Source organism: Streptomyces sp. NPDC055254 (genome assembly GCF_053606025.1).
Map to the genome: position 1 here is coordinate 105,095 of NZ_JBSGQV010000011.1, position 18,697 is coordinate 123,791.

General features: G+C 73.8%; 19 protein-coding genes and 1 pseudogene. 9 read left to right on the forward strand and 11 right to left on the reverse strand.

Going from position 1 to position 18,697, the window contains the following annotated elements; genetic code table 11:
* Positions 1-83: 83 nt before the first annotated feature.
* From ACWFQ8_RS14240 to ACWFQ8_RS14265, 6 genes are all read right to left on the reverse strand, one after another.
* Positions 84-692, reverse strand: coding sequence for a response regulator transcription factor (locus ACWFQ8_RS14240; protein WP_453786497.1), 609 nt, complete (start codon positions 690-692; stop codon positions 84-86).
* Positions 693-880: 188 nt separating this feature from the next.
* Positions 881-1,330, reverse strand: a complete 450-nt coding sequence (locus tag ACWFQ8_RS14245; RefSeq protein ID WP_453786498.1) for an SRPBCC family protein — start codon at positions 1,328-1,330, stop codon at positions 881-883.
* A 133-nt stretch (positions 1,331-1,463) separates the two neighbouring features.
* Positions 1,464-1,877, reverse strand: a complete 414-nt coding sequence (locus tag ACWFQ8_RS14250; protein WP_453786499.1) for an ATP-binding protein — start codon at positions 1,875-1,877, stop codon at positions 1,464-1,466.
* Between the two features lie 201 nt (positions 1,878-2,078).
* A complete protein-coding gene (locus tag ACWFQ8_RS14255; RefSeq protein ID WP_453786500.1) occupies positions 2,079-3,029 on the reverse strand; it encodes an anti-sigma factor RsbA family regulatory protein in 951 nt (316 codons plus the stop codon).
* Positions 3,026-3,457 carry an STAS domain-containing protein gene (locus ACWFQ8_RS14260; protein ID WP_453786501.1) on the reverse strand — a complete coding sequence of 144 codons (432 nt, stop codon included), beginning with the start codon at positions 3,455-3,457 and terminating at the stop codon, positions 3,026-3,028. Before ACWFQ8_RS14260 ends, ACWFQ8_RS14255 begins: the two co-directional genes overlap by 4 nt.
* A gap of 9 nt (positions 3,458-3,466) precedes the next feature.
* The gene (locus ACWFQ8_RS14265; RefSeq protein WP_453786502.1) at positions 3,467-4,393 is read right to left on the reverse strand and encodes a SigB/SigF/SigG family RNA polymerase sigma factor; all 927 of its coding nucleotides are present in this window, start codon (positions 4,391-4,393) and stop codon (positions 3,467-3,469) included.
* Between the two features lie 185 nt (positions 4,394-4,578).
* Between ACWFQ8_RS14265 and ACWFQ8_RS14270 the strand changes: the two genes are divergently transcribed.
* From ACWFQ8_RS14270 to ACWFQ8_RS14280, 3 genes and pseudogenes are all read left to right on the forward strand, one after another.
* Positions 4,579-4,923, forward strand: coding sequence for an STAS domain-containing protein (locus ACWFQ8_RS14270; protein ID WP_453786503.1), 345 nt, complete (start codon positions 4,579-4,581; stop codon positions 4,921-4,923).
* A gap of 87 nt (positions 4,924-5,010) precedes the next feature.
* Positions 5,011-5,274, forward strand: a pseudogene (locus ACWFQ8_RS14275) (hypothetical protein); the annotation flags it as partial.
* A 29-nt stretch (positions 5,275-5,303) separates the two neighbouring features.
* The gene (locus ACWFQ8_RS14280) at positions 5,304-7,766 is read left to right on the forward strand and encodes a SpoIIE family protein phosphatase (protein WP_453786504.1); all 2,463 of its coding nucleotides are present in this window, start codon (positions 5,304-5,306) and stop codon (positions 7,764-7,766) included.
* Between the two features lie 79 nt (positions 7,767-7,845).
* On the opposite strand, the gene ACWFQ8_RS14285 is transcribed toward ACWFQ8_RS14280, so the two are convergent.
* Entirely contained in the window at positions 7,846-8,532 is a 687-nt protein-coding gene (locus ACWFQ8_RS14285) for a DUF4230 domain-containing protein (RefSeq protein WP_453786583.1), read from the reverse strand.
* 130 nt (positions 8,533-8,662) lie between these two features.
* Between ACWFQ8_RS14285 and ACWFQ8_RS14290 the strand changes: the two genes are divergently transcribed.
* The 5 genes from ACWFQ8_RS14290 (at position 8,663) to ACWFQ8_RS14310 (ending at position 11,208) form a co-directional block, all read left to right on the forward strand.
* Positions 8,663-9,322: a VanZ family protein gene (locus tag ACWFQ8_RS14290; protein ID WP_453786505.1), complete on the forward strand. Its 660-nt coding sequence runs from the start codon at positions 8,663-8,665 to the stop codon at positions 9,320-9,322.
* 57 nt (positions 9,323-9,379) lie between these two features.
* On the forward strand, positions 9,380-9,619 hold the full coding sequence (locus ACWFQ8_RS14295) for a hypothetical protein (RefSeq protein ID WP_453786506.1): 240 nt from the start codon (positions 9,380-9,382) through the stop codon (positions 9,617-9,619).
* On the forward strand, positions 9,619-9,996 hold the full coding sequence (locus ACWFQ8_RS14300) for a fic family toxin-antitoxin system, toxin component (RefSeq protein WP_453786507.1): 378 nt from the start codon (positions 9,619-9,621) through the stop codon (positions 9,994-9,996). The genes ACWFQ8_RS14295 and ACWFQ8_RS14300 overlap by 1 nt, the downstream gene beginning before the upstream one ends.
* 196 nt (positions 9,997-10,192) lie before the next feature.
* The gene (locus ACWFQ8_RS14305) at positions 10,193-10,675 is read left to right on the forward strand and encodes a hypothetical protein (protein ID WP_453786508.1); all 483 of its coding nucleotides are present in this window, start codon (positions 10,193-10,195) and stop codon (positions 10,673-10,675) included.
* A 128-nt stretch (positions 10,676-10,803) separates the two neighbouring features.
* Complete coding sequence (locus ACWFQ8_RS14310; protein WP_453786509.1) at positions 10,804-11,208, forward strand: hypothetical protein; 405 nt, start codon at positions 10,804-10,806, stop codon at positions 11,206-11,208.
* 77 nt (positions 11,209-11,285) lie between these two features.
* Here the strand turns inward: ACWFQ8_RS14310 and katG are convergent, their stop codons facing one another.
* Positions 11,286-13,475 (reverse strand): catalase/peroxidase HPI, encoded by a 2,190-nt coding sequence (gene katG / locus ACWFQ8_RS14315; RefSeq protein WP_453786510.1) that lies wholly within the window; start codon positions 13,473-13,475, stop codon positions 11,286-11,288.
* A 234-nt stretch (positions 13,476-13,709) separates the two neighbouring features.
* Between katG and ACWFQ8_RS14320 the strand changes: the two genes are divergently transcribed.
* On the forward strand, positions 13,710-14,138 hold the full coding sequence (locus ACWFQ8_RS14320) for a Fur family transcriptional regulator (RefSeq protein WP_453786511.1): 429 nt from the start codon (positions 13,710-13,712) through the stop codon (positions 14,136-14,138).
* Positions 14,139-14,145: 7 nt separating this feature from the next.
* Here ACWFQ8_RS14320 and ACWFQ8_RS14325 read toward each other — a convergent pair whose 3' ends face one another.
* From ACWFQ8_RS14325 to ACWFQ8_RS14335, 3 genes are all read right to left on the reverse strand, one after another.
* Entirely contained in the window at positions 14,146-15,705 is a 1,560-nt protein-coding gene (locus ACWFQ8_RS14325; protein WP_453786512.1) for a DUF4139 domain-containing protein, read from the reverse strand.
* An 8-nt stretch (positions 15,706-15,713) separates the two neighbouring features.
* Positions 15,714-17,774: a DUF4139 domain-containing protein gene (locus tag ACWFQ8_RS14330; protein ID WP_453786513.1), complete on the reverse strand. Its 2,061-nt coding sequence runs from the start codon at positions 17,772-17,774 to the stop codon at positions 15,714-15,716.
* Between the two features lie 92 nt (positions 17,775-17,866).
* Positions 17,867-18,616: a DUF72 domain-containing protein gene (locus ACWFQ8_RS14335; RefSeq protein WP_453786514.1), complete on the reverse strand. Its 750-nt coding sequence runs from the start codon at positions 18,614-18,616 to the stop codon at positions 17,867-17,869.
* Positions 18,617-18,697: the final 81 nt, after the last annotated feature.

The following is an 18,697-nucleotide window of genomic DNA, read 5'->3' on the forward strand; positions in this document are numbered from 1 at the left end:
CGGGGCCGCGGCCGTCGTACTCCGACGGGACTGGCATGGGGGGCCGCGATCGTCCGCCGCGTGGGCGCGGGCTCCCGGGCGGATCAGACCCAGCCCGCCCGCCGGGATATCCGGATCGCGTCGATGAGATTGCGCGCGCCGGTCTTGCGGGTCGCCGCCGCCATGTAGTTGCGTACCGTGCCGCTGGCCAGGTGCAGGGTGCGGGCGATCTCGGCGATGGAATCGCCCTCCGCCGCCCGGGCCAGCACGCTGAGTTCCCGCGGGCTCAGCGGTACGGGGTCGGCCTCCATGAAGGCGGACGCCAGTGAGGCGTCGATGAAGCGCTCTCCGGCGGCGACCTTCCGGACCGCCCGTACGAGGCGCCCCGGCGAGCCGTCCTTGTCGACGTAGCCGCGGGCCTCGGCCCGGAACGCCCGGTGCAACGTCCCCGGTGCCCCGGTCGAGGCGAGGACCAGTACCGAGGACGGGGACGCGAGGACCTGGCGGTCCCCTCGTCCGTCGTCGTCCAGGACGGCCGTCGCGCCCGGACAGTCGAGGTCGACGACCGTCACGTCCGGCCGTAAGGTCTCGGCCTCACGCGCCGCCGCCCGCCAGGTCGCCGAGGCGACCTCGAAGGGCCCTTCCGATCTCAGTAGGGCGGCCAGTGCTGACCTGACCAGGCTGACGCTGTGCAGGACGAGGACCTTCGTCATCGCGTGTTCTCCCGAGTAGACGAACCAACGGCACCTCGCGGGTGCCCCCGTACAGGGGTGATGGAACGTCACTGCGGGGGGCGGGAAGGGGCGTACGGCCAACTTGGCCGAGATGCTCCGAGGATGTGCTCACGGTAGGCGGGTAATCCCCTTGAAGGCCGGCCCCGTACTGCCCCCGCCCGCCGGGGTCAGACCTCGCCGCGCCAGGCGCCCGTCGCGACTCCGCGCGACTCGATGAACAGCTTGAACCGCTTGAGGTCGCCCGCCACCTGACGCTTGACGAAGCCCAGCTTGTCGGCGGCGGCCTCGGCCAGGCCGTCGGGCACCCAGTTCATGTGCAGGACGACCTTGGTGGTGGTCGCGTCGATCGGCTGGAAAGTGACGAGCCCCGCCTGGCGGGCCTCACCGTCGACCGTCATCCACGCGACGCGCCGGTCCGGGAGCTGCTCGGTGATCTGGGCGTCGAACTCGCGCTGCACACCGTTCACGTTCGTCACCCAGTGAGTGAGCGTGTCCGTGCGCTGGTCGATGCGTTCGACCCCCTCCATGAAGGCGGGGAAGTCCTCGAACTGCGTCCACTGGTTGTAGGCCGTGCGTACGGGAACGTTGACCTCGACATACTCCTCGACGTGCGACATGCGCACCCCTTCCGTGGTGTCGGCGGCCCCGCACCCCCGAGGTGCGGGCCGTCCGTCCGTCAGGACGTCCACGGGCGCGGCTACCCGCCGCCGAGGGCCCCATGCGCGAGGCCGCCGGGGCGGGCCGCGGAGGTCACTGCCCGGTGGGCCTGCCGGACTTCAGCCGGGTGGCCTCGACCTCGATCCAGACGGCCTTCCCGTGGTCGTGCGCGGCCGCGCCCCAGCGATCGGAGAGGCGCTCCACGATGTACAGGCCGTGGCCGCCCGGGACGCCGCGCTGCGGAGCGGGGTGCCGGCGGGGGAGCGTCGTCGTGCCGTCGTACACCTCGATGCGCAGGGCCTCGCCGGCCGTGAGTACGAGCTCCAGGCATCCGCCCGCGTGCAGTGACGCGTTCGTCAGCAGCTCGGACACGAGGAGCAGGGTGTCCTCGGCGGTCTCGCTCCCGTCCCAGCCCCAGTCCCGCAGGGCCTCGCGCGTGAAGTCGCGGCCCTTGGCGACCGGACCGCGGACGCCCGCCAGGGCGAGCCGGCGGCGCTGCCCTCGCACGGGAAGGCCGGTACCCACGGGATCGCCTGTTTCCGGTCCGACGGTCTCCACTGCGGTTTCTCGCCCCCCACGTCGACATGATCTGTGCTCACGGGCCCTGCCCGGCGCGCGGCCGCGCCCGGTGTCCCGGATCTTCCGTACGCCCCCCGGCGGCGCGGGGGCACGCGAACGTGCCCGTGACAGTGTAGGGGACAGCCGGTCTCAGGCCGTCGCCATGTGAAGCCGCAGCGTGAAGCCGGTTTCCATGGCACGGACCTCGACCAGATCGCAGAGCTGGTGGATCATCCACAGCCCGCGTCCGCCTCGCGCCGATGCCAGCGAAGGACGCTTGCGCCCCGCGAGGGGATCGGCCAGCCGGCCGCCGTCGTGGATCTCGGCGACCACTCCGGTCCCGGCGGCGATCCACATCCGCAGGGTGCCCTTCCCGCCCCCGTGGGAGAGGGAGTTGGCCGCCGCCTCGCTGACCGCCAGGACGAAATCGCCCCGCCGCGCAGGGGTCAGGGCCGTTCCGCGTGCCCAGCGCTCGGCGTGCTCGCGCACCTCGGCCAGCTCACCGTGGGAGTAGTCGAGCCGGGGCACGTCGCCGTCGTGTTCGGGCAGCGGCAGATCGCAGTCCGCGCTGACCCGCGCGGCATCCGTGTAGGCCGGGCTCAGCACGTCCCGGCCCCCCTCTATGAGCGTGGGGTGCGTGCGCCGGGCGTCGGCCACGACCGCCGGCGCCAGGGCCTCGACGTCGTACGGGCACAGGATGGTGGCCGGGCGTCCGGCGAAGGCCGTGTTGATGAGGGCCTCGTGGCGGGTGGCCTCCCGCACCTCGGCGGGGGAGCGCCCGGGCCAGATCGGCTCGCCGACGATCCGGGCCGGGCGGCCCGCGTGCCGGTCGGCGAAGTCCTGCAGGGCGGACAGGATGCGGCCGGGATTGCGGCCCAGATCCGTCATGTCCGTCCAAGTGACCTCCGACGCGCTCCGGCCGAGGCTCTCGCGCAGGGAGTCCAGGTGCGCTCCGGGCACCGCGACGAGGACCGGTTCGTCCGCGTCCAGGGCCGTACGTACGAAACCACCCACCCCGGCCAGGTACTCGTCGAGGTCCTGGTAGAAGAGGGCGGGGTGGACGAAGGCCCCGGGGTCGGCGGTCGCAGGAACAGTGATCATGCTGCGACCTCCAGCGCGGCGCATTCGTCCGGGAACATCTCCACTACCTTGCGCAGCGAGTATGGCGGGTCGTGGAGCAAGAGACGACGTCCCTGCCCGTTGAGGTCGGCCGCCGCCCCTACCAGCGCGGCGACAGCGGCCGGGTCGAGGAAGGCCACGGCGGAAAGATCGAGGTGGACGACGGGGCCGGGCATGCCGGTCAGGGTACCGAGCGCGGCCGACAGCTCGTTCCGCGAGTCCAGGTCGCAGCTGCCGCTCAGGCGCGCGCCGGGCAGGTGCGGCAACGGCAGGACGGTCAGCGGCGCCGTCGAGCCCGTCGCCGCCCGCGCTCCCGCGCACCGCGCGACGTCCGCCCCCGCCTCGTCGGCCCGGCCCGAAAGGGGGCCGGCGGGGGAGGTGGAGTCGTCGGGTCGGTGGACGGACGCCATGGCCGGCGCCTACTCCGCGAGCATGCCGGTGCGCAGCCGCGCCAGCGTCCGGGACAGGAGGCGGGAGACCTGCATCTGCGAGATGCCCAGTTCGGCGCCGATCTCGGCCTGGGTCCGGTCCTGGCCGAAGCGCATCGCGAGGATGAGCCGGTCGCGTTCGTCCAGCTGCTCCAGCAGGGGTGCGAGGGTGTGGAACTCCTCGAAGAGCTCCATCGCGGGATCCACCTCGCCGAGGCGCTCCGCCAGCGGCCGGGTCGTCCGGCTCGCCGTGGACGGTACGTCGCTCTCCGCGCCGGAGGTGTCCAGCGAACCGCTCGTGTAGCCGTTCGCGGCCACCAGGCCGTCGATGACCTCGTCCTCGGACAGCTCCAGGTGCTGGGCCACCTCCTTGACCGTCGGCGCCCTGCCCAGGACGTCGGTCAGGACCTCCTGGGCCTTCGCCAGCTCCGTACGCAGCTCCTGGAGGCGCCGGGGGACGTGCACGGCCCAGGTGGTGTCGCGGAAGTAGCGCTTGATCTCCCCCGTGATGTAGGGGAGGGCGAGGGTGGAGAACTCGACCTCGCGGTCGAGGTCGTAGCGGTCGATGGCCTTGATCAGCCCGATGGTCCCCACCTGGATGATGTCGTCCATGTCGATGCCGCCGCCCAGCACGCGGGCGCGGAACCGCCGCGCGGCGAACTGCACGAGGGAGAGGTTCATCTCGATGAGCGAGTTGCGCGTGTACTGGTACTCCCGGGTCCCCTCCTCCAGCTCGCGCAGCCGCTGGAAGAAGACCCGCGACAGCTCGCGTGCGTCGGAGGGCGCCATCTCGCGGGGGTTGTCCACGCGCAGCGGTGCCACATCCGGCGTCGGCGACTCCGCGGGGCCCAGATCACCCGCCGGAACGTGTGCCTCGATTGCGCGGATGTGGCCTACTGCGGTGGCCGAGCGAGACATGGTGGCCGCTCCCTCCCGATTGACTGACGACTGCCGGGGCGCTTCTGCCCCGGCTCCGCCGCTCTACACACGTGGGTGGCATGAATCTCTTCCCCGGGGTTGTGCACCCGGGGGTCACTCGCCGGAGCGAGGACCAGGCATACTCCCTGTGGAGAACCTACAGGTGGCGATCCGGGGAGGCGGACATGACCGGAGCAAGGGACGCGTACCAGGACGGCGTGGTCGGGGAGAGTTACCCGGCCGGGGCCGGCTGGGTGGTCGCGGCCCGCGGCGAGCTCGACCAGGACACGCTGGGCCCCCTGGAGGAGGCGCTCGTCGCCGCCGCCGACCGGCACCCGGTGGTGGTCCTGGACGCGGGCGCCATCACCTTCGGGGACTCCTCCTTCCTCAACCTGCTCCTGCGGCTGCACCAGCTGACCGCACTGCGCATCGCCGCCCCCGGCGAGCAGCTGCGCCGGCTCTTCGCCCTGACCGGCGCGGATACCGTCCTCTCCCTGTACGAGAGCGTCGAGGACGCCGCGAGCGCGTAACGGCGCGCCGGGTCCGCGGCGGGCGCTCGGCGAGCGCCGTGCTGTCCCGGGTGCCGGAGCGGTGGTAGCGAAAGTGAGGTTGGCGTCATGGCCGAGCGGCCGGACACGGGTTCAGCGGGCGCGTTGCCGGCGGTGCCGAGCGGGAGCGGGATCGGCGGGTCCGAGCCGCGCCGGCTCCCGGCCGGGCTGACCGCGGTACGGGACGGGGACTTCCGCACCCGGCTGCCCGACACGGCGGACGGGCTGCTCGGGGAGATCGCCACCGTCTTCAACGGGATGGTCGACCAACTCCCGCTCTTCACCTCCGAGGTGACGCGCGTGGCCCGCGAGGTGGGCACCGAGGCCGACCTCCTCGCCCGCGTCCGTCACTGGCTCACGCGATGACCGCGAACACGCGACAGCACGACGGCGCCGGCCCCACGGGCACGCCCATCGGCGAAGAGCCGGCCGCGAGCACCGTCCCGCACCAGGCCCCGACCCCGATGGGACGCCTCGTCGCCACCGTCGAACGGCTGCGCCGGGAGGTGTTGGAGGCGCAGGCGACCGCCGACGGCCGGGCCCTGATCGAACTGGCCAAGGGCATCCTGATCGGGCAGCTGAACTGCACCCCGGCCGCGGCGGCCCGGCAGCTCGACCTGCTGTGCCGGGAAGGCGGGATGTCCCCGCTCGAACTCGCCGCCGACATCGTCAACCAGGCGTCCCGCGACCACGTCAGCGAGATCGCCGCGGAGTTCGTCAAGCGCACCGGTACGGATGCGGGTACGGACCGGGCCGAGGCCGACTCCCACGCCGACGCCCCGGCCGGGCGGTACTCCGCGGTGTCGGTCCGGCTGCGTACCGCCGAGAGCGGCATGCTGGCCGCGGCCGCCGACACCCAGGCGGTCGCCGAGTCCCTCCTGACGAACGCGTTGGGCCCCCTGGGCGCGACCGCCGTCGCCGTGTGGACCGCGGTGCCCGACGGCTCGCTGACGCTCGCCGGCCACGCCGGGTTCCCGCACGGGGAGGCCGCTCGCTGGCGCCACGTGCCTCCCGGCGTCTCCACCGTCGCCCGCCTCGCCCTGGGGGAGCGCCGACTGGTCACCCTCGCGCGCCTCAAGTCCGAGGGGATGCCCTCGATCGGCCACCTCCAGTGGCCCGACGGCGGACGGATGGCCGTGCCGACGGGGACGGGCGGACGGATCCACGGCGTCCTCGAAATCTGCTGGCCGCGGCCCCTCGCGCCGCAGCCGCCGCGGATCGAGCGCCAGGTCGAGGCTCTGGCCGAGCTGTGCGCCCGCACCATGGACACCGCGCCCCCGCGCGACCTCGCGGCCGGCGAGGCGGTGCTCCCGGACGTGGCGGAACTCATCGACCTCGCCGAAGGACTCAAGGACCCCGCCATCGTGCTCACGCCGGTCCTCGACTCCGAGGGCCGGCTCAGCGACTTCCGCATCCGCCACGCGGGCAGCCGGTTCGTCGACCCGGTGGGCCGGCCGCGCGGTGACGTCAACGGCGCGCTGCTGCTGGAGGCCTACCCGACGGCCGCCGGCGAGAGCGGTCTGTTCGACATCATCGAGCGCGTCCACGCGACGGGCGAGCCGTTCAGGGCCGAACGCATGAGCCTGACCGCGTTCGTCGACCAGATCCCGCTCACCTCGGTCGCGGACATCAGCGTCAGCCGTCACGGCGCCGCCGTCCTGCTGATCTGGCGGATCGAGGACGAGACGGCCCGGTTGGCCAATCTGCTCCAGCACGCCCAGCGCCTGGGCCGGATCGGCGGCTTCGAGGAGAACCTCGCCACGGGCGAGATCACCTGGAACGCGCAGCTCTACGCTCTGCACGGGCTGCCGGCCACCGCGCCCCCGGTACGGCTGCGGGACCTGCCCGGCCACGCCCACCCGGACGACTCCGCCGCCCTCGGCCGCTTCCTGCGGGCGGTGCTCCGCCACCGCCGGCCCGCCTCCGTCAACCTCCGCCTCCGCAGACCCGACGGCATCACCCGCCACATCCGGGTCGTCGCCGAGCCCGTCCTCGACGCGGACCAGCGGCTGCACGCCGTACGCGGTGCCTACCAGGACATTTCGGCCCAGCACTGGACCGAGGTCGCGCTGGCCGCGACCAGGGACCAGCTCGCCCACACCGAGGCCGAGTCCGCCGAACGCAACCGGCTCGCCCTCCAGCTCCAACACGCCATCATGCCGCCCACCCCACCGGCGATCGAGGCGCCGGGCCTGCGGGTCGCCGTACGCTACCGGCCGGCGGAGACCGAGTCGCTCGTCGGCGGTGACTGGTACGACACGGTGGTCCTGCCGTCCGGGCTGATCCTGCTGTCCGTGGGCGACGTCGCGGGCCACGGCATCGAAGCGGCCACCGGCATGGTCGTCCTGCGCAACGCGCTGCGCGGCCTCGCCGTCACGGGCGCCGGCCCCGCCCAACTGCTGTCCTGGCTCAACACGGTCACCCATCACCTGGCCAAGCACGTGACGGCCACCGCCGTCTGCGGGCTCTTCGACCCCGGTACCCGGGTGATGCGCTGGGCGCGCGCGGGCCATCTGCCGCCCGTACTCGTCCGCGGCGGCGGGGCGGAGGTCTTCCCGCTCATCGAGGGCCTGCTCCTCGGAGCCCTGCCCGACGTCACCTACATCGAGCGGGCGGTGCAGCTCGAACCGGACGACACCCTGCTGATGTTCACGGACGGGCTGGTGGAGCGGCGCGACTCCTCGGTCCAGGACTCGCTCGGCCACCTCGTGACCGCGGCGGCCGCCGGAGCCGGGGACCTGGACGGGCGACTGGACCGCCTCCTCGCCGACAGCCGGTCCGACACGGACGACGACACGTGCGTGATCGGCATCCAGGTCGGCTGAGGCCCGTCCGCCCGGTCGCCGCCCGTCCGCCCGGTCGCCCGCCCGACAGGGCGGGCGGGCCGTTCGCACACCGGCCGGTTCAGCCGTAGGTGACCGTCACCCGCTCGAAGCCGAGGGACCGCAGCAGGCCCTCCAGCATCAAGGTGGTGTTCCGCTCGGCGCGCTGGGTGAGCCCGCTCTCCCGGGCCGCCCCGCCGATCCGTTCCACCGCGAGCTTCTGCACGGCCTGCTCGCCCGCCGGGTTGTTCGAGAACAGGTCGCCGAGCCGGTCCAGCAGACCGCGCTGCTTCGAGACGGCGTACGAGCGTCCCGGATCCAGCGCGGGCGCGCCGAGGGTCGCCCGGGGAAGCCGCAGGACCGCCTCGCCGCGGTCGCCGTCGACCGTCACGGCCCGCTCGTCGAGCCCGCCCAGCTCCACGTAGGCGGAGACGGAGCCCGCGCCCACGTACAGGGTGCGGGTGCCGCGTACCGCGTCCGGGAGGAAGGGGGCGTCGCGCTCCAGGTCCACCACGACCTGGTAGTCGCCCGCGGCCCCCTCGAACCGGCTCATGTCGCGCAGGGACTTCAGTACGGCCGGTCCGGTGCGGTCGTGGGTGCGGGTACCGAACAGCTCGTCCAGGCCGGGTACCGCGAGGAAGCGTCCGGCGAGTACGAGCAGTGCGGCCACGACCACCAGGGCGACGCCGGCCCGGGCCGCCGTCCGCCACCTCCGCCGCGCCGCACCGGGTCCCGCGGCCGGCACGGTGTCGTTCGCGTGGGTCTCCATGGACACCGGATGCCCCGTCAGAACAACGTCATCCACGGCTTTCGGAGCTCCCCGCACGCGGAGTGCGTGGACCCGCACTCCCGGGGTATGCGCGCGGCCGGAACCCGACCGGCCCGAGAAGGAGCGATTCATGGACGAACGAAAGCCGGATGCCGCCGTACCGCGGAGCCCTGCGGCATCCGGCCCGCAGGATCCGGCGGCATCCGGCCCTCGGGATCCGGCCCCGACGGGCCGGCCGCCCGCGCACCCGGCGCTGCGGGCGGCGGCCGTATTGGTCGCCTTCGTGGGCACCGTCTTCTTCAGCATCGCCCTGGCCCGCGTCACCCTGGAACCGTCCGCGGCCTCCGTCGACCTCGTGCACAGCAACGTCCGCCCCGGGGCGTCGATCGACGCCTACCTCAACGGGGCGTCCGTCAAGGACTCCGTCAAGCAGCTCGGCGGCAACCTCCTGCTGGGCGTCCCGTTCGGCCTCCTGCTTCCCGTGCTGCTGCCGCAGACCCGGGGGCTGCTGCGGGTGGCCGTGCCGACCGCCGTCGTGATGACGCTCGTCGAACTGCTCCAGGGCGCGCTGGTCGCGGGCCGGGCGTTCGACGTGGACGACGTCATCCTCAACACCGCCGGCGCGCTGATCGGCTACCTGCTCCTCGGCCGGCGCATGAGCCGCGCCGTCCACCCGAGGCGCCACCACTGGTGGCACCGGTGGACCCGCCGCGCCCCGCGGCCGGCCTTGGCGGGCCCCGACCCGTCCGTCTCCGAGCGGGCCGGGAGCCGGGACCCGTCGGCGGGGTGACGTACGGGGTGCTCGGAAGGCTGTCCGGTCGCGGTAACAGCTGTTACCATACGGGCCATGGCCAAGACACAGCTGGGTGCACGGGTGGACCAGGACGTCGCGGACCTCGCCAAGAAGCGGGCCGCCGACCTCGGGCTGAGCATCGGGGACTACCTCGCACGCCTCGTCCAGGACGATGCCAGCGGACTGCGGACCCGCGCCGTGGAGGCCGCCACCCGCTTCCTCTCCGAGCACCAGGACGTCTTCGACGAGGCCGAGGACGCCCGGCGGACCCGCCCGGGATCGCGCGCCGCCTGATGGAGCTGCACATCGACGTCCCCTGGATCCTGCAGGTCGCGGAGGCCGCCGGGGCCGACGACCCCGCGCCCGACGACTACGGCGTCCCCGTCGCGGCGGTCGCCCGCCACCGCGCCGAGCTCTTCGAGCAGCCCCTGTACGACGGCCCCTACGCCAAGGCGGCCGCCCTGGTGCACACCCTGGGCCGCTGCCACTGGTTGGAGCGCTCCAACCTCGCCGTCGCCGCCGCGACCGGCGTCATGTACCTGGAGGCCGCGGGGATCGCGGTCAAACCCACCCGCGACGACGCCATCGCCCTGCGGGACCTCCTCCTCGCCCCGGCCTGCACCGCCCCGCAGATCGCAGCCCTGTTGCGCTCCTGGCCCACCGTCAGCTGACGCCCCGTACCACCTGACGACGACGGACCCGAGCGTGTCGCCCCCTCGCCCACCAAACGGCGCGGGCGTCGACGGGGCGGGTCCCTTGCGAGGCTCCCGACCGTCCTGCGGGTGCGCGGTGCACCGGGATGGAGGAGGCTGGACAGTGCAGGTGCGGCGCCGGCGCCGCTCGGTCGGAACAGGCGAGGAGTGGCTCGTGGATGCTTCACAAGGCGGCCGGCGGGCCCGCCGATCCAGGACCGGGGTGCGGACGGCCACCCTGCTGTGCGCGGCGGCCGCCCTCGTCGCGGCCGTCATTCCCGCCTCCGCGCAGCCCGGGGCCGTACCGGCCCCCGCGCCGGATCCCGTCGTGGTCGTCGACTGCTTCTCCGAGGGCCAGGTCCGCCCGGAGGAGTACCTGCTGGCCTGCGGCGACGGAAACAACCGGCTCGTCGACCTCCGCTGGGACACCTGGGGAGCGAAGACCGCCACGGCCACCGGTACCGACATGGTGAACGACTGCCGCCCGAACTGCGCGGCCGGCCGCTTCCGCGCCTACCCGGTGACGGTGACCTTGAGCAGTCCCGAGCCCTGGCCCGAGCAGCCGGGAACCGAGCGCTACGCCATGATCCGGCTGGTGTACAGCGACACCGCGCCGTCCCCGGTCCCGAAGGACGTGTCGTACAAGCTGGTCTACTGACCGCTACCGACCCCTCTTCGGACGCAGCGGGACCGGGCGGCCTGCCGCCCGGTCCCGCTCCCCCCTGTTCGGACGCAGCTCCCGTGCGCGCGGGACTACGCTGAGGTCAGGACCGCGAGGAGGCTGTCGTGGGCTCACGGCACCGCTTTCACCTGGATCAGGACGGGCACTCCATCACCGTCCTGTGCGGTCGTCCGTCCCAGCCCGTGGAGGTGCTGGTCGACGGACGGGTCATCGCCTGCGTACGGGGCCACCGGACGGGGACGGTCACCGCGGGGGGCGTCCTCGCGGGGGAGCGCCCGCGGCCCTTCGCCGTCCTGCTCGATCATCCCGACGAGGCCGGCGAGGTCCCGATCTGCGTGATGGAGACGGAGGGCGTGCGCTACCTGATGCCCAGCGTGCCCCTCACCCGCAGTGAGCGCCTGCGGCCGGGCCGCACGCCGCCGGCCCGGACGCCGGGCGAGCTCCTCGCACGGCTGCGCGCCCGGCGCCGAGCCCGGTCGCCTGAGCGCGGGCGCGGTCGGGGCGACTGAGGCAACAGGCGGGCCGGCAGGCCGCGGGCCCCGGGGCGCGCGCCCCGGGGCCCGCGCGGCCACCGCCGTCGCGGAGCTCAGACGAGGTCGAACCGGTCGAGGTTCATCACCTTGTCCCACGCCGCCACGAAGTCACGCACGAAGTGCTCCGCCGCGTCCCGGGCCGCGTAGACCTCGGAGAGGGCGCGGAGCTGGGAATGCGAACCGAAGACGAGGTCGACGGCGGTCGCGGTCCACTTGGCCTCGCCCGTGAGGCGATCCCGGCCCTCGAACACGTTCTCGGTCGAGGCCGACGCCTTCCACTCCGTACCCATGTCGAGCAGGTTGACGAAGAAGTCGTTGGTGAGAACGCCCGGGCGGTCGGTGAGGGCCCCGTGCCGAGACTGCCGGAAGCCGGTGTCCAGGGCTCGCATGCCGCCGATCAGGACCGTCATCTCCGGCGCGGTCAGCGTCAGCATGTTGGCCCGGTCCAGGAGGAGCGTCTCCGGCGACAGCTTCTCGCCGTCCCGCAGGTAGTTGCGGAATCCGTCCGCCCTGGGTTCGAGCACGGCGAAGGTCTCCACGTCGGTCTGCTCCTGCGAGGCGTCCGTACGCCCCGGCGCGAACGGGACCGTGACGTCGTGCCCGGCGTCCTTCGCGGCGCGCTCGACGGCCGCACACCCGCCCAGGACGATCAGGTCGGCGAGCGAAACCTTCTTTCCGCCGGCCTGGGAGTCGTTGAAGTCCTGCCTGATCCCCTCCAGGGTCCGGACCGCCTCCGCGACCTCGGGCAGGTCGTTGACCTCCCAGTCCTTCTGCGGCGCGAGGCGCAGCCGGGCCCCGTTGGCCCCACCGCGCTTGTCGGTCCCGCGGAAGCTCGCCGCCGACGCCCATGCCGTGGTGACCAGCTGGGAGAGGGAGAGCCCCGACGCCAGGACGCGCTCCTTGAGGGCGGCGACGTCCGCGTCCGCGACCAGCTCGTGATCGACCGCGGGCACGGGGTCCTGCCACAGCTGCGGTTCGGGGATCCAGGGACCGAGATAGCGCGACAGGGGGCCCATGTCACGGTGCAGCAGCTTGTACCAGGCCTTGGCGAACGCGTCCGCGAGCTTGTCCGGGTTCTCGTGGAAGCTCTTCGTGATCGGCGCGTAGACCGGGTCCAGCTTCAGCGCGAGGTCCGTCGTCAGCATCATGGGAGCGTGCCGCCTCGACGGATCATGGGCGTCGGGCACCGTGTCGCGCGCCGCGGGATCCGTGGGGGTCCACTGCTTCGCGCCCGCCGGGCTCGTCGTCAGCTCCCAGTCGTACCGGAACAGGTTGTCCAGGTACCCGTGGTCCCACTTCGTCGGCTCGGAGGTCCAGGCGCCCTCCAGCCCACTGGTGAGCGCGTCGACGCCCGTGCCGCTGCCGTACGTGTTCCGCCAGCCGAGGCCCTGCTGCTCGACCGGGCAGGCCTCGGGTTCCGGACCGATGTACTCCGGATCGACCGCACCGTGGCACTTGCCGAACGTGTGCCCGCCGATGATGAGCGCGGCCGTCTCCTCGTCGTTCATCGCCATCCGCCCGAAGGTCTCGCGAATGTCCCGAGCGGCGGCGAGCGGATCCGGATTGCCGTTGGGGCCTTCCGGATTGACGTAGATCAATCCCATCTGCACGGCGCCGAAAGGCCCGGTCAGTTCCCGCTCTCCGCTGTAGCGCTCGTCCCCGAGCCACGCGTCCTCGGGACCCCAGAAGATTTCCTCCGGCTCCCAGATGTCCTCCCGGCCGAAACCGAAACCGAAGGTTTTGAACCCCATCGATTCCATCGCGCAGTTGCCCGCGAAGACCAGCAGGTCGGCCCAGGAGATCTTCCGGCCGTACTTCTGCTTCACCGGCCAGAGCAAACGGCGCGCTTTGTCGAGACTCGCGTTGTCCGGCCAGCTGTTGAGGGGGGCGAAGCGCTGGGCACCGGAACCGCCGCCGCCGCGGCCGTCCTCGATGCGGTACGTTCCCGCCGCGTGCCAGCTCATCCGGATGAACAGCGGCCCGTAGTGGCCGTAGTCCGCGGGCCACCAGTCCTGGGAGGCCGTCATCACCTCGAAGACGTCCCGCTTCAGCGCGTCGACGTCCAGGGTCGCGAACTCCGCCGCGTAGTCGAAGCCCCCGCCCATGGGGTTGGCCTGGGGTGAGTGCTGATGGAGAACCTGGAGGTCCAGCTGGTTCGGCCACCAGTCCCGATTCGTCCTGGGACGGGTCGGCTCGGGAGTCGGGGAGGGGATTGCAGGGTTCTCGCTTTCGCTGCCGGACACGTCCGTCCTTCTTCCTGTCTCGGTGATCCCGCTACGGACGACGCCGGTATTTCGAGCGCATACGGGCGTCGGCGTCCGTATGGTCGCGCACCGCGGACCGCACTGCCGCGAGAACACGCAGGGCATTGCGCCTAACACGAGTCCTCGTCCACTTCCCGGCAAAGCCCGGACATGCACGGGACGGCCACGGGGTAAACTCCTGGCAATTCCCCGAGCCCGAACAGGTGAGCCGAGATGAGTGACCTGCTGGAGCGCCTGCGCGGACGCGGCTGGCGCATGACCTCCCAGCGGCGTGTGGTCGCGGAGGCCCTGGGCGGGGAGCACGTGCACCTCACGGCCGACGAGGTGCACGCCCGCGCGGCGCAGCGGCTCCCCGAGATCTCCCGGGCCACCGTCTACAACACCCTGGGCGAACTCGTGCTGCTCGGCGAGGTCGTGGAACTCTCCGCCCACGGCCGCGCCAAGCGGTACGACCCGAACGCGCACCGGCCGCACCACCACCTGGTGTGCTCCCGGTGCGGGCTCATCCGCGACGTCCACCCGACCGGTGACCCGATGACCGGGCTCCCGGCGCAGGAGCGGTTCGGCTTCACGGTGTCCGAGGTCGAGGTCACCTACCGCGGCCTGTGCCCCGCCTGCGTCTCCGGCCCGCCGCGGGGATGAAACGGGCTCAGAGCCCGGCGACCTTGGCGCTCGCCGACAGTTCGTAGACGAGGGTGACCGTGCGCCGGCCGCCGGGCGGAAGGGTGACGTCCCAGCGGACGATGCCGTCGTCGTCCACCCCCTCGGGCGAGGGGGAGCAGGCGTCCTCGCGCAGGCGCACCTCCACGGCCGAAACCTCCGAGACCGGGATCCGCTCCCGCAGGACGACCACCCGGTCGCCCCGTTCCCCCGGGGCGGAGAAACGGGACAGGTGCAGCCGGACCGTACGGGTGACCACGGTCCGCTGCATGATCCCGGTGGTGTCGCGGGACTCCTGCGCCTGCCGGTCCACCCCGTGGTCGTCGCAGCTGCCGAAGGCGAGGTCCACGAGGGCGCCCGGAGCGGTGAAGTCCAGCGTGCCTCGGCCGCTGAACCCGCTGCCGCGGACCAGGTCCACGGGCCCGGCGAGCAGCGCGTGCCCGGACCGGTTGTCGAACCGCACCACCTGTGTGACCAGCGGCGAGACCTCGGGGGAACAGGCGTACTCGCTGGTCGCGGCCGTGGTGAAGACGGAGAGCGGCACCCGGTGGGCGCGGCCGTCACCGGGTACGGAGACCGCCGCGGGAGAGCTCAACACCCGCGCCTCGCCGCCGTCGTCCACTCCGGGCAGGCCGAGCACCGCGGCCGGGCCGAGGGATCCGATCTCCTCCTCGCGCAGCTCGACGTCGACCGTGCGGAGCTCCGCCGCGGAGCGGTCCTGGAGCGTCAGCCGGTCCTCGCCCAGCCGGGGCGGGTCGGTGGCGAGCGCCGAGCGCGCGGTCGACAGGGTCAGCCGTACGTCCGACCAGTCCTCGCCGGTGCGCTGCCAGACCACCGCGTCGGTCTCCAAAGTGAGGGCGTCCCCGTCGAGCACCGCGCGGTAGGCGGGCCGCCACAGCGCGCACGGGGTGAGGTGGCTCAGCCGCAGCTCGACCGGCCCGGCGACGGCTGCTTCCACGGTCAACTCGACATGGCCGACCAGCTCGGCCGGCTCCTCCTCCGCGAGCCGCACGGCCCGCCGGACGTCCGCGAGTTCGGCCGCGAGGGCGGTCAGCCGGGCCTCCACGGTGCGCAGTTGCTCGCCGTGCGTGTCGCGCTCGTCGTCCACCCGGTCCAGTTCCCGCACCCAGCGGGGCCGGTCGCTCTCTCCGGAGCCGGCGCCCTCCCCGATGTCCCGCAGCAGATCGGCGGCGAGGCGGCCGAGCAGGTCGAGGCGGGTACGCAGCCGGTCCCGGCGCCACTCCAGGTCCAGCCGCTCCTCTTCGAGGGCGTGTACGTGGCGGCGCAGGGCGGAGTCGTCGACGGACGGCAGAGGTCCGCGCGGCGTCCAGCCGCGGACGATCCGTACGTCGAGCACGGTCGCGGCGGAACCGGCGCCCAGCTCGGCGTGCAGGGTCCGGTCGACGGCCAGCGCACTGACCGGTCCGAGCCGCAGCCGCTGGACGCCGGCCTCCAGGTCGAGCACGGCGGCGCGCTCGACGTGCGCCCGGTCCTCCAGGCAGGTGACGGCGGTGACGGGGAGGGCGATCGCCTCCGGGGCCGTGGACATGGGGTGTGTCAGCTCCTGCGGTTGCCGCCGACCAGGGCCTTGCCGGTCGGGATGCGGATCTCGTAGCCGCCGTTCAGGGCGGCGGTGGCGCCGGCGGGGAGGTCCAGTCGCCAGACGCGGGTGCCCGGGGCGAGGTGCTCGGGTCCCGTGCCCTCCTCGGGGGTCGTCCAGTCGGCGCGCTCCTCGATGCGGACGTCCGGTTCGGAGGTGACCGGCACCCGCTCGCGGACTTCGACGCTGACGGGCCCGGAGAGCCGGTTGGCCAGCTCCACGTGGACGCGGTGGTCGAGCACGGTGGTGTTGTTGCGCAGGCCCGCGGTCGACTCGCGCACGTTCGTGCGGCGGGTCACCCCGATGCCCTCGGCGGGTCCGAGCCCCACCCTGCGGACACCCCCCGGAGCGAGCGTGGGCAGGGCGGCGGTCAGCAGGAACTCGCCGTCCACGCTGACCTCCACCGGGCCCGCCAGCAGTGCCTGCTCGGTGGCGTTGGAGAGCACCAACGTCGCGTACACGGTCTGCTCCACGGACGGTACGCAGAGGTACTCGGTGCGCAGGCCGACGGGGATCTCGGCGACGGTGACGGTGTGCCAGGTGCCGTCCGACGGGACATCGGCGCGGGCGGCGGCGTCGAAGCGGTGGTCGAAGGAACCGGCCGACTCACGGGGCCGCACGGCCTGTCCGGGCAGCGGCAGCGCCGCCACGGCCTCGGCGCGGCGGCGCTGCTCGTCCGCCACCGGGTCGAAGGGCGAACCGGGGAACAGCCGGCCCCTGCGCGTGCCCGGTTCCTCGGGTCCGGACAGGATCAGGGCGGCGTAGTCGAGCTCGGCGCCGCTCGGCCGCGGGGGACCGGCCGCCGGAGCCGCAGGGGGCGGCGGCGCGGCCGGGCGGGGCGCCGCCGGTGCCATGCCGGCGGGGGCGGCAGGGGCCCCGGCGAAGGACCGGGCAGCGGTACGGGGGCGGGCGGCGGCCGCCGGTTGCGCGGGTGCGGGCTGCGCGAGGAAGGCCGGCGCGCCGCCGAAGGTGTCCGGCGCGCCCCCGTAGCCCTGCGGGGCCGGCGAGGGAGGGGGCGGGGGAACGGGACCGGAAGCGCGACCGCCCACGACGGTCTCCGCGCCAGAGGCGGCCGGGGCCGGGCCGGGGCCCGCCGCCGCGAATCCGGCGAACAGGTCGGCCAGCCCCGCCGGGGGCTCACGCCAGCCGGACGGCGCGGGCGCGGGCTGGCGGCGGCCTATCCGGATCGAACGGAGCTTCGGCAGGTCGGTGCGGCGCCGCAGATCGGCGGTGGCCAGGGCGAGGCGCACGCCGGTCCAGTCCTCGCCGGTCCGCTGGGCGACCGAGGCACGCAGCACCAGACGGCCGCTGCCGTCGCCCTGGCGGTGGGTGAGCCGGTAGGTGGGCACCCAGACGGCCCCCGGCACCGCGTACTCCAGCTCGACCTCCACCTCCGGGTCCCCCTCCGCGCCATCGGCGCCGTCGAGGGCGAGCACCGCGCAGACCGTCGTCTCCACGTGCGCCGACGGTACGTCGGTGGAGGCGCGGGCGAGCCTGTCGGCGGCGACGGCGCGCTCGTGCTCGACGGCGACCAGCGCCTCCTCCAGCTCGGCGAGGCGGGCGTGCAGTCCCGCGAGCCGCTCGTCGACGAAGTCGGCGAGCTCCAGCCACGCTTCTACGGGGGTGCGGCGGTGCGGGTCCTCGGGCACGGGGACGGGAGGGACCGGGCGCAGCGCCGCGACCTCCGCGATCAGGCCCAGTTGCCGGTCCCTGCGGCCCCGGGCGGCCGCGTGCGCGTCATCCAGCCGCTCGACCTCGCGCCGCAGCGCGTCGGGCGTGTGCGTGCGGACCGGTCCGGCCTCGACCTCCACCCGGGCCTCGGTGACGCGTACCCCGGGCGCCCCCAGGACGCGGGCCCGCAGCGAGCCCGGGTCCAGCGTGCGGGGCAGGCCCCGCACCCGCACCCGGCCGTCGGGCGGCACGCTGCCCCGGGCCAGGCGGCGACAGACCGCGCCCCGCGCGTACACCACGACCGAATCGAGGGTCGCCCCCCACTCCCGCGCCGTCCCCGCCGTCACGTGCCCCGCCCCCCGCCGCCTTCATTCCGAGCGAAGCCTACGCCGGAGCGGCCGGAGGGCGACGACGAGGCCCCGCACGGCTTCCGGACGCCCTATCCGTCGTGACGCGCACCCGGGGGGCCGGCGGTCAGCCGACCGAAGGCCCGTGCGTCCACCACCGCCGCTCCGCCCGGGTCGTTGTTGAAGTAGGCGAAGACGTCCGCGTCCTCGGGCCAGGTGTCCGCGATGCGATCGGCCCAGCTCCGCAGGGCCGTCCGGCCGTAGCGGGGAGCGGGCCGGGCACGTCCCTCGTGGAAGCGCACGTAGCCCCAGTCCGCGGTCCGCCACAGCGGAGCGGCGGGCCGCGACCGACGGTCGGCCCAGCACAGGGCCGCGCCGCGATCGGTCAGCACGGAGCGCACGTCCGCGGTCCACCACGACTCGTGCCGCGGCTCGACGGCCACGCGCGTACCGGCGGGAAAACAGGCGAGGCACGCGTCGAGCGCGGCCGGGTCGGCGCGCAGCGTCGGAGGCAACTGGAGGAGGACCGGGCCGAGCCGGTCGCCCAGGGGCGCGGCGTGCGCCATGAGCCGCTGCACGGGCTCCGCCGGCTCGCGCAGGCGTTTGACGTGCGTCAGGAAGCGGCTCGCCTTGACGGCGATGACGAAGCCGGAGGGAGTCCGGGCGCGCCAGCGGGTGAAGGTCTCGGGCGACGGCAGCCGGTAGAATGCGTTGTTGACCTCGACGGTGCGGAAGTGCTGCGCGTACTCCTCCAGCCACAGGCGCTGCGGCCGGTCCGAGGGGTAGAGCACGCCCGACCAGTCCCGGTACTGCCATCCGGAGGTGCCGACGAATACGGCCATACGGTCCGCCTGCCCTACCGGGCACGCGTCATGCCGCCCGGCCGTGCCCGGCCGTGCCCGGTTGCGTCCGCCGGTCCCGTC

What these genes read in the sequence shown, in the direction of transcription:
- ACWFQ8_RS14240 (WP_453786497.1), bottom strand. Translation starts at nt 692, where the DNA reads ATGACGAAGGTCCTCGTCCTGCACAGCGTCAGCCTGGTCAGGTCAGCA.
- ACWFQ8_RS14245 (WP_453786498.1), bottom strand. Translation starts at nt 1,330, where the DNA reads ATGTCGCACGTCGAGGAGTATGTCGAGGTCAACGTTCCCGTACGCACG.
- ACWFQ8_RS14255 (WP_453786500.1), bottom strand. Translation starts at nt 3,029, where the DNA reads ATGATCACTGTTCCTGCGACCGCCGACCCCGGGGCCTTCGTCCACCCC.
- ACWFQ8_RS14260 (WP_453786501.1), bottom strand. Translation starts at nt 3,457, where the DNA reads ATGGCGTCCGTCCACCGACCCGACGACTCCACCTCCCCCGCCGGCCCC.
- ACWFQ8_RS14265 (WP_453786502.1), bottom strand. Translation starts at nt 4,393, where the DNA reads ATGTCTCGCTCGGCCACCGCAGTAGGCCACATCCGCGCAATCGAGGCA.
- ACWFQ8_RS14270 (WP_453786503.1), top strand. Translation starts at nt 4,579, where the DNA reads ATGACCGGAGCAAGGGACGCGTACCAGGACGGCGTGGTCGGGGAGAGT.
- ACWFQ8_RS14280 (WP_453786504.1), top strand. Translation starts at nt 5,304, where the DNA reads ATGACCGCGAACACGCGACAGCACGACGGCGCCGGCCCCACGGGCACG.
- ACWFQ8_RS14285 (WP_453786583.1), bottom strand. Translation starts at nt 8,532, where the DNA reads ATGGAGACCCACGCGAACGACACCGTGCCGGCCGCGGGACCCGGTGCG.
- ACWFQ8_RS14290 (WP_453786505.1), top strand. Translation starts at nt 8,663, where the DNA reads ATGGACGAACGAAAGCCGGATGCCGCCGTACCGCGGAGCCCTGCGGCA.
- ACWFQ8_RS14295 (WP_453786506.1), top strand. Translation starts at nt 9,380, where the DNA reads ATGGCCAAGACACAGCTGGGTGCACGGGTGGACCAGGACGTCGCGGAC.
- ACWFQ8_RS14300 (WP_453786507.1), top strand. Translation starts at nt 9,619, where the DNA reads ATGGAGCTGCACATCGACGTCCCCTGGATCCTGCAGGTCGCGGAGGCC.
- ACWFQ8_RS14320 (WP_453786511.1), top strand. Translation starts at nt 13,710, where the DNA reads ATGAGTGACCTGCTGGAGCGCCTGCGCGGACGCGGCTGGCGCATGACC.
- ACWFQ8_RS14325 (WP_453786512.1), bottom strand. Translation starts at nt 15,705, where the DNA reads ATGTCCACGGCCCCGGAGGCGATCGCCCTCCCCGTCACCGCCGTCACC.
- ACWFQ8_RS14335 (WP_453786514.1), bottom strand. Translation starts at nt 18,616, where the DNA reads ATGGCCGTATTCGTCGGCACCTCCGGATGGCAGTACCGGGACTGGTCG.